4 protein-coding genes are annotated in these 7391 nt (G+C 48.1%); all 4 read left to right on the forward strand.

The window, feature by feature from the left end; all coding sequences use genetic code 11:
• The first annotated feature begins 379 nt into the window (after positions 1–379).
• Positions 380–1585, forward strand: coding sequence for a tetratricopeptide repeat protein (locus tag AC3A14_RS23380; RefSeq protein ID WP_318733334.1), 1206 nt, complete (start codon positions 380–382; stop codon positions 1583–1585).
• Between the two features lie 263 nt (positions 1586–1848).
• The gene (locus AC3A14_RS23385) at positions 1849–2604 is read left to right on the forward strand and encodes a peptidylprolyl isomerase (protein ID WP_318698002.1); all 756 of its coding nucleotides are present in this window, start codon (positions 1849–1851) and stop codon (positions 2602–2604) included.
• 40 nt (positions 2605–2644) lie between these two features.
• Positions 2645–5725, forward strand: coding sequence for a peptidase domain-containing ABC transporter (locus AC3A14_RS23390; protein WP_318733335.1), 3081 nt, complete (start codon positions 2645–2647; stop codon positions 5723–5725).
• A gap of 69 nt (positions 5726–5794) precedes the next feature.
• Entirely contained in the window at positions 5795–7291 is a 1497-nt protein-coding gene (locus AC3A14_RS23395) for a beta-barrel domain-containing protein (RefSeq protein ID WP_318733336.1), read from the forward strand.
• Positions 7292–7391 lie beyond the last annotated feature (100 nt).

The following is a 7391-nucleotide window of genomic DNA, read 5'->3' on the forward strand; positions in this document are numbered from 1 at the left end:
TACCCTGGAGACTAATGCTTACTCCCTTCGGGGTACTTCTCTGGCAAGCTTTGAGGTAAAGCCTCACCAATTCGTGGTCAACATACTTGGATGGCTCAATGGAGTTCGAGTGGAAATACTCATTCACCAGAGACCATGCCTGTTTAGTGTAATTGTCAGACATCTGCCTATTTTCTGCCTATTTTCCTTTCAAGGTTCTACAAGGAAGATTTGGCAAAGCTTCTAGCCATTCAAATAGCGTTAGCTATAATCTGAGAGTGGGGTTCAAATCCCGCCGCTCCGATTGTGTTGAAAAACAAGCTTGGTCTAGAGTTGAAACAGCGAACCCACCAGCAAGAACGGGTGCGCTTACACGTCGTCGTTCACATAAATTCCTCATATGGTAGATTGGCGGAAAGTATGGCGAAGTCTGATTGCTCGTTTATCTCAATGGTGGCAACAGATCTCGAAGAAGCTACGCAGGGCTTCAGTTGCTAGTGCTGATTCCTCTCAAAAACCGCCCCTCAGTTATACTCACTATGAATTCCTGTTTAATCAGCTTCTGGAAGGGGTAAATACCCAAGGATGGAGCCTCAAAGAAATCAATCAATTTTTTAGCCAATGGCAAGAGCGCACAACTGAAGAAGAATGGTTGGCATGGTTAGAGCGCTTTGGTGAAAGGGTTTTAGGGTCTCGTTCGCCTAATCTGGAGTTAGCTCAACGGATGGTCAAGTTAGCAAACGTTTATCCTAGACCTTTGGGACAATGTTCCCGTGAAATTGGTTTGGCTCTTTTGGAGCGCCCCAGAGAAGCAGAGCCGGAAGTCATCGAAGAACCGCAGGTAGACGAGTCACCCTCGGTAGTGGAAGAAAAACCGGTGGTGCTAGAGCCTCCAGCGATCGAGAAACTTCCGATTCCTAAACCTCCTGAACCCCAAGAGAAGCCTAAAGAGAATCTTCAACCCCCTCAGAAACGTCCTCAACCCCGTCTAGAGTTACCTTCTTTGAATAGTTTGTCAGGGGTATTGCATTTGTTGCAATTACGACCCCAGATGGTGCAACGGTTGGCACAACAGATGGGTATTGAGACGAATAAACCAGAGGAGGTATTACAGGAGTTGAAGATGAGGGCGCTGATGAAGTCGAGTGTGGAGCAGGAGGAACAGGGAAATTTACGGGGGGCGATCGCCTATGTGGATCGGGCACTGAGTTTAAATACTCAGTCAGCGATCGCCTGGGCCATGAAAGGAGATCTATTATTTAAGTTACAGAAATTTGAACAGGCGATCGCGGCCTACGATCGCACAATAACGGTTAACCCTAACGATGAGCAAACCTGGTATAACCGAGGAATGGCTCAGTTTCAATTGCAGAACTTTGAGTTAGCTTTGGCGAGTTTTGAACAAGCGCTGAATCTAGAACCGAGTTTTTATGCAGCTTGGAAAAATAAGGCGATTTCCCTGTTGAATTTAGGACGCGATCGCGAAGCTCTTGAAGTGTGCGATCTCGCTTTAGGGATGCAACCTGACGATCCAGTATTACATACCTGCCAGGAAAAGGCACAGGAGAGTTTAGAGCGTCGGGATAAAATGGGGGATGGGGAATAGGGAATTTCAGCGCATCACCGCGTATCTTCATTCGTCCATCTCCCTATCCCCTGCCCAAATTCGCGCTGAATTGCGATCGGGATGCTATCCTATTTTGGAAGTCTGTATCATTAAAAAAACTAAAGGGTTTTGCCCTTCATGGGAAGCGCCCAATTCCATTAACCTGTTCATGTCCGCTTGCGGAAACTGTCCTATAGACAGGAGGGGGGAGAAGGAAACCGGCCAAATCTAATTTAACTGCGATCGCTTATTGATGAGAACCAATGGTAGAAATTCTACAAGTCGGCAACCGAGTCATTCAAACGGATGAAATTTTAACACTACTCACCCGTTATCAATTAATGCCCCATGTGGTGCGCGGATTAGTGATTGATCGGGCGATCGCCGATTTCTCCTGCACTCCCGAAGAAATTGAAACTGCCCTCAAATCCGTCCACAGTCAACTGAAATTCACCACTCCAGAAGACAAAGCGGCTTGGCTGGAAAATCAGGGCATGAATGCCGAACAATTCCAAGAAGTGTCCATCCGTCCCCTGCTGATCGAAAAATTTAAACAAGCCAATTGGGGCAATAAAGTTGAATCCTACTTTCTCAGTCGCAAAACCCACCTCGATCAGGTCGTATATTCCCTGATTCGCACCAAAGACCTGGGATTAGCCCAAGAAATCTACTTTCGGATTCAAGAAGAAGAAGAAAGTTTTGCCAATCTAGCCCGCGAATACTCCCAAGGGCCTGAGGCTCATACGGGAGGAGTGTTAGGACCGGTCTCCGTCTCGACTCCCCACCCCATCCTGGCCAAACTGCTCTCGATTTCCCAGCCAGCTCAACTCTGGCCGCCCCGGAATTTAGGAGAATGGTATGTTATCGTCCGGTTGGAAAAATTCATTCCTGCCAAATTTGATGATGCGATGAGACGACAGTTAATTGATGAATTATTTGAACTCTGGATGCGAGAAGAAGTCCAAAAACTAGGGCCTATCCGCTCCCTCTGGTCATCTGACGAACAAGAAAACCGATGAAACCCAATTTTTAATTTCTAATTTTTAATTTCTAATTGATATGACTCAAGCTGTCTCGCCTTCTCAAATCCAGGGATTTTTAGCCAAAGTCCATCCCTTCGATCAGCTTAATCCCAGTAGCTTAGAGCAGTTAACCTCTGGATGTAAACTGTTGCGCTATGCGATCGGGCAACCGATTATCATTCGGGAAAAAGTGCCCGCTCAAGTGTCTATCCTCTATCAAGGTCAAGTGCGGATTTTAGGCTATGACCAACGGCGACAAACCACGGTGAGCTTAAAACGAGCTGAACCCGGAGAGGTGATGGGATGGGCCAGTTTGTTTCGCCAGAGTGGGTGTGAAACGGCCCTCGCGTCCACGGAAGTTATTTGTATTACTGTAGATGCCCAAGACTTTCTGCACTTAATCGATCGCGAACCCCAATTTAGAGAGAGCCTCGCTCAACAGGTCTCCATCAGTGAGGTCTTTGAACTACTGAGTGTGGAACTCGGTCGCAGAGCCGATGGGACGGCAGACTTAAAAGAACTGACATTTAAGGCGATCGCCCATGCCACGGCGGTTAACTTACCCTCTGGCAACCTGCAAGTCAGGGATTTGATTAATACCCTCAATCCCTCCCGCCTGTGGCTCGTCAGTAGTGGAACCGTAGGCGACTTTACTGCCGGCTCAAATGTCCCTCTGAATGACCTGGCCGAACAACCCAATCAAAGACTACCCATTAAAGGCAGATGGGGAGCCAGATTATTAGCGGTTGACCTCTTCCAAGAAACAGAAGACCCCATTGCCCCTCCCACGGGGCCCCAGACTGTTTCACCAACTCCGGTCAAGCCACCCCTGAAAAAAGCCCCCATTAGCACCCTATCCCCTAGGAAACAGCTAGAGGGAGAAGACAGTGGAGTCGATATCAGTCGCGCTCCAGAACAGATCCCCGAACTCGAACAAGGCAATGACGATCGCATCAACTATCCCTTTGTACGCGGCAAAGGCGAAATCGATGCCCCCATGGCCTGCTTCAAGATGTTGAGCCAGTTCATGAAAGTCTCCTTCCGTCGGGATGTGATTCGCAAAGTCCTAGAAAATCAACTGCGAAGTGTTGGGCAAATCTCCTTAACGGTTTGTGGGGCGATCGCCGAAATGATGGGACTACAGGCACAAATGGTGCAATTGCCCGCCGCATCCATCAACCGTATCAAAGGCCCCGCCATGATTCCCTGGGGCCAAAGCTTTGCCATCCTCTACCGGATCAACGAACGAGAAGTGGTCATGGCAGTGCCCGAAAAAGGCATTACCCGCAGGCGAGTTGCCGACTTTGCCGAAGAATGGGGCGTAATTCAAGGACAAGTGCTGCTGCTCCAGTCCCCCCCAGACCGACAACGGGAAAAATTTGGCCTAAGTTGGTTTGTCCCTGCCCTAATTAAATATCGGGGCATCCTGATCCAAGTCTTTATCGCCTCATTCTTCGTCCAGCTCTTTGGTCTGGCGAACCCCCTAATCACCCAGGTGATTATCGATAAAGTTCTCGTACAACGGAGCATCGACACCCTAGATATTTTGGGTCTATTCCTCCTAGGGGTGGCCATCTTTGAAGCCATTCTCACCCTGCTGAGAACCTATCTCTTTGTCGATACCACCAACCGTATTGACCTGGGACTCGGCTCAGAAGTCATTGCCCACCTGCTCAGGCTACCCCTAGAATACTTTGACCGCCGACGGGTTGGGGAACTGGCTGGACGGATTAACGAATTAGAAAATATCCGTCAATTTCTCACCGGAACAGCCCTCACCGTTGTTCTCGATGCCGTCTTCTCCGTGGTCTACATCGCCGTGATGTTTGTCTATAGCTGGCAGCTCTCCCTCGTTGCTCTGGCTACCGTTCCCCTGTTTGCCCTGGTAACCATCGTTGCTTCGCCTATTGTCCGCCGCCAACTGCGCCACAAAGCCGAACGCTACGCTGACGTGCAATCCTATCTGGTAGAAGTGCTATCCGGGATTCAAACAGTAAAAGCCCAGAATATTGAGCTAAAATCCCGCTGGCAATGGCAAGAACGATACGCCAAATATATTAAATCTGGGTTTCGCTCCGTTCTCACCTTTAGTACCGCTGGTTCCATTAGCGGATTCCTGAATAAACTCTCTGGACTATTAATTCTCTGGTTTGGAGCACAAATGGTCCTGACAACTGCCTCGACGGATAACCCCTTTACCTTGGGACAGTTAATTGCCTTCCGGATTATTGCGGGTTATACAACCTCCCCTCTATTGCGCCTGATTCAACTGTGGCAAAGTTTCCAGGAAACTGGGCTATCCATTGAACGACTCTCTGATGTTCTTGATGCCAATCCAGAAGCCGATGAAGCGAACCGTTCCAATATTTCCATGCCTCCTATTCATGGCCATGTGAAGTATGAAGATGTGTCCTTCCGGTTTGCCAGCGCGAATACCTGGCAACTGATGAATGTGAATTTAGACTTTCCCCAAGGACAGTTTGTGGGAATTGTCGGCCAAAGTGGTTCCGGTAAATCCACGCTGATGAAACTGCTGCAACGGTTATATGAACCAGGTTCTGGCCGTATCCTGGTAGACCAGTTAGATGTGAGTAAGGTAGAGCTGTACTCCCTGCGTCGGCAAATTGGGGTGGTTCTCCAAGATACGCTTTTGTTTAATGGTTCAGTGCAAGAAAATATTGCTTTGGCGAACCCCGATGCTACGGAGCAGGAAATTATCGAAGCAGCGAAAGTGGCGGTAGCTCACGAGTTTATTATGTCCTTGCCCCAAGGATATAACACGGTTGTGGGCGAGAGAGGGGCGAATTTATCTGGGGGACAGAGGCAACGGATTGCGATCGCCCGTACTGTCCTTCAAAGACCTCACTTACTAATTCTTGATGAAGCCACCTCTGCCCTAGACTATGATAGTGAGCGACAAGTGTGCCAAAATCTGGCCCAAACATTCAAAGGAGAAACGGTCTTCTTTATTACGCACCGCTTAACGACAGTGCGCAATGCAGATGTAATTATTATGATGGATCAAGGTTCCGTTGTTGAACAGGGAACCCATGCTGAACTGATGGCTCTCAAAGGACGGTATTACTGTCTGTTTGAGCAACAGGACTCCCAGTTGTAGGGAAATGGGGGAATGGAGAATATCACCCATTACCCATTACCCATTACCCATTACCCATTACCAAGATTTATGAAAACACAAGCCAAATACACAGAAACCTATATCGAACAACCCATATTGCTAGAGCGGCCGGTGATTTGGTCTCAAGTCCTGGTGTGGCTGCTCCTGTTGATTACGTCGTCGGGAATTGCTTGGGCGGCGATCGCCGAAATAGAACAGGCGGTTCCTGCCCAAGGACAACTCGAACCCCAAGGATCGGTCAATGAAGTGAAATCCCCTACCAGTGGAATGGTGCGGGAAATCTTGATTGAAGATGGGGATGTGGTACAAGAAGGAGAACTATTAATTACCTTTGACCCCACAGCCCCCCAAGCGGATATTGAATCGCTGACCAAGCAAGAAATTACTCTGAAAGAAGAAATAGAGATTTACGATCGCATTCTCTCAGGTGGAAATATCCAAAGTGGTCCTCCAGAGTTAGCCTCTTTAGCTAGTTTGCGTCAAACCCTCTTGGCAGAAAACGAATACTTTAATGCTCAACTCGATGGCTATAACCCAAATCAAGCGGTCAGTAGTGCCTTTAATAGTAACCAAGACCGACTCTTGAGTGCTTCGCGTGCTGAGTATCAATCAAGGGTAGAAGCGGCTCGGCTGAAAATTGCTGAGTTGGATAAACAGATTAACCGTACCCAACGCCAAGCGAGTGCCATCTCTAATCGGATTCAAAAAACCGAAGAAACCCTAGCAATTAATGAGAAAACCCTAGACCGCATTCGTCCCTTGGTTGAAGAAGGGGCCCTATCCCAACTCCAATACGATCGCCAAGAACAGGAAGTGCTACGCTATCAGGACGAGTTGCTCGCTAGAGAAGGGGAAATTGAACAACTCGAGATTGAGGAACAACGGTTGCGGGTAGAAAAAGCCCAATCTCAAGAAGCTGTATCCAATGCGATCGCCATTTCTGCTAAGGATATTTTAACTAGGGTGGCCGATAACCAACGCCGGATTGCTGAAATCGATTCCCAACTGGCCCGCGCTAAAATTGAGACCAAGAAACGGTTAGCCGAAGTTGAAGGAGAACTGATCAAAGCTCGACAGGCTCTGGGTTATCAGGAATTGAGAGCGCCTGTTAGTGGTGTGGTATTTGATTTACAAGCCGGGACAGGACACGTAGCCCAAGCCACAGAGCGCCTACTCTCCATTGTTCCCAATGATGCCTTGGTTGCTGAAGTTTATATCCCAAACAAGGATATTGGTTTTGTCGATGAAGGGATGCAAGTGGAGTTAGATGTCTCCTCTTTCCCCTCTTCTGAGTTTGGCACCATTAAAGGAACTCTGACTTGGATTGGCTCAGATGCCCTAGAGCCGACGCAAGTCCGCCCATTCTATGCATTCCCAGCCAAAATTCAATTGGATAAACAGTATTTCACCATTAATGATAAACAATTGGATTTGCAAGCCGGGATGGATATTAGTGCCAACATTAAAGTCCGCAAACGGACTATTTTAAGTCTGTTAACCGATAAATTTGACACCAAAATCCGCAGCTTAGAAACCGTTCGTTAATACCCTCTTGGGAATCGGGGAATCGGGGAATGGGGAGACGCAGGGATTCCCTATTCCCTATTCCCTATTCCCTATTCCCTATTCCCTATTCCCTATTCCC

This window comes from Roseofilum sp. (genome assembly GCF_982964205.1).

Coding starts and splice junctions, on each gene's coding strand:
- AC3A14_RS23390 (WP_318733335.1), top strand. CDS start 2,645: ATGACTCAAGCTGTCTCGCCTTCTCAAATCCAGGGATTTTTAGCCAAA.
- AC3A14_RS23395 (WP_318733336.1), top strand. CDS start 5,795: ATGAAAACACAAGCCAAATACACAGAAACCTATATCGAACAACCCATA.
- AC3A14_RS23380 (WP_318733334.1), top strand. CDS start 380: ATGGTAGATTGGCGGAAAGTATGGCGAAGTCTGATTGCTCGTTTATCT.
- AC3A14_RS23385 (WP_318698002.1), top strand. CDS start 1,849: ATGGTAGAAATTCTACAAGTCGGCAACCGAGTCATTCAAACGGATGAA.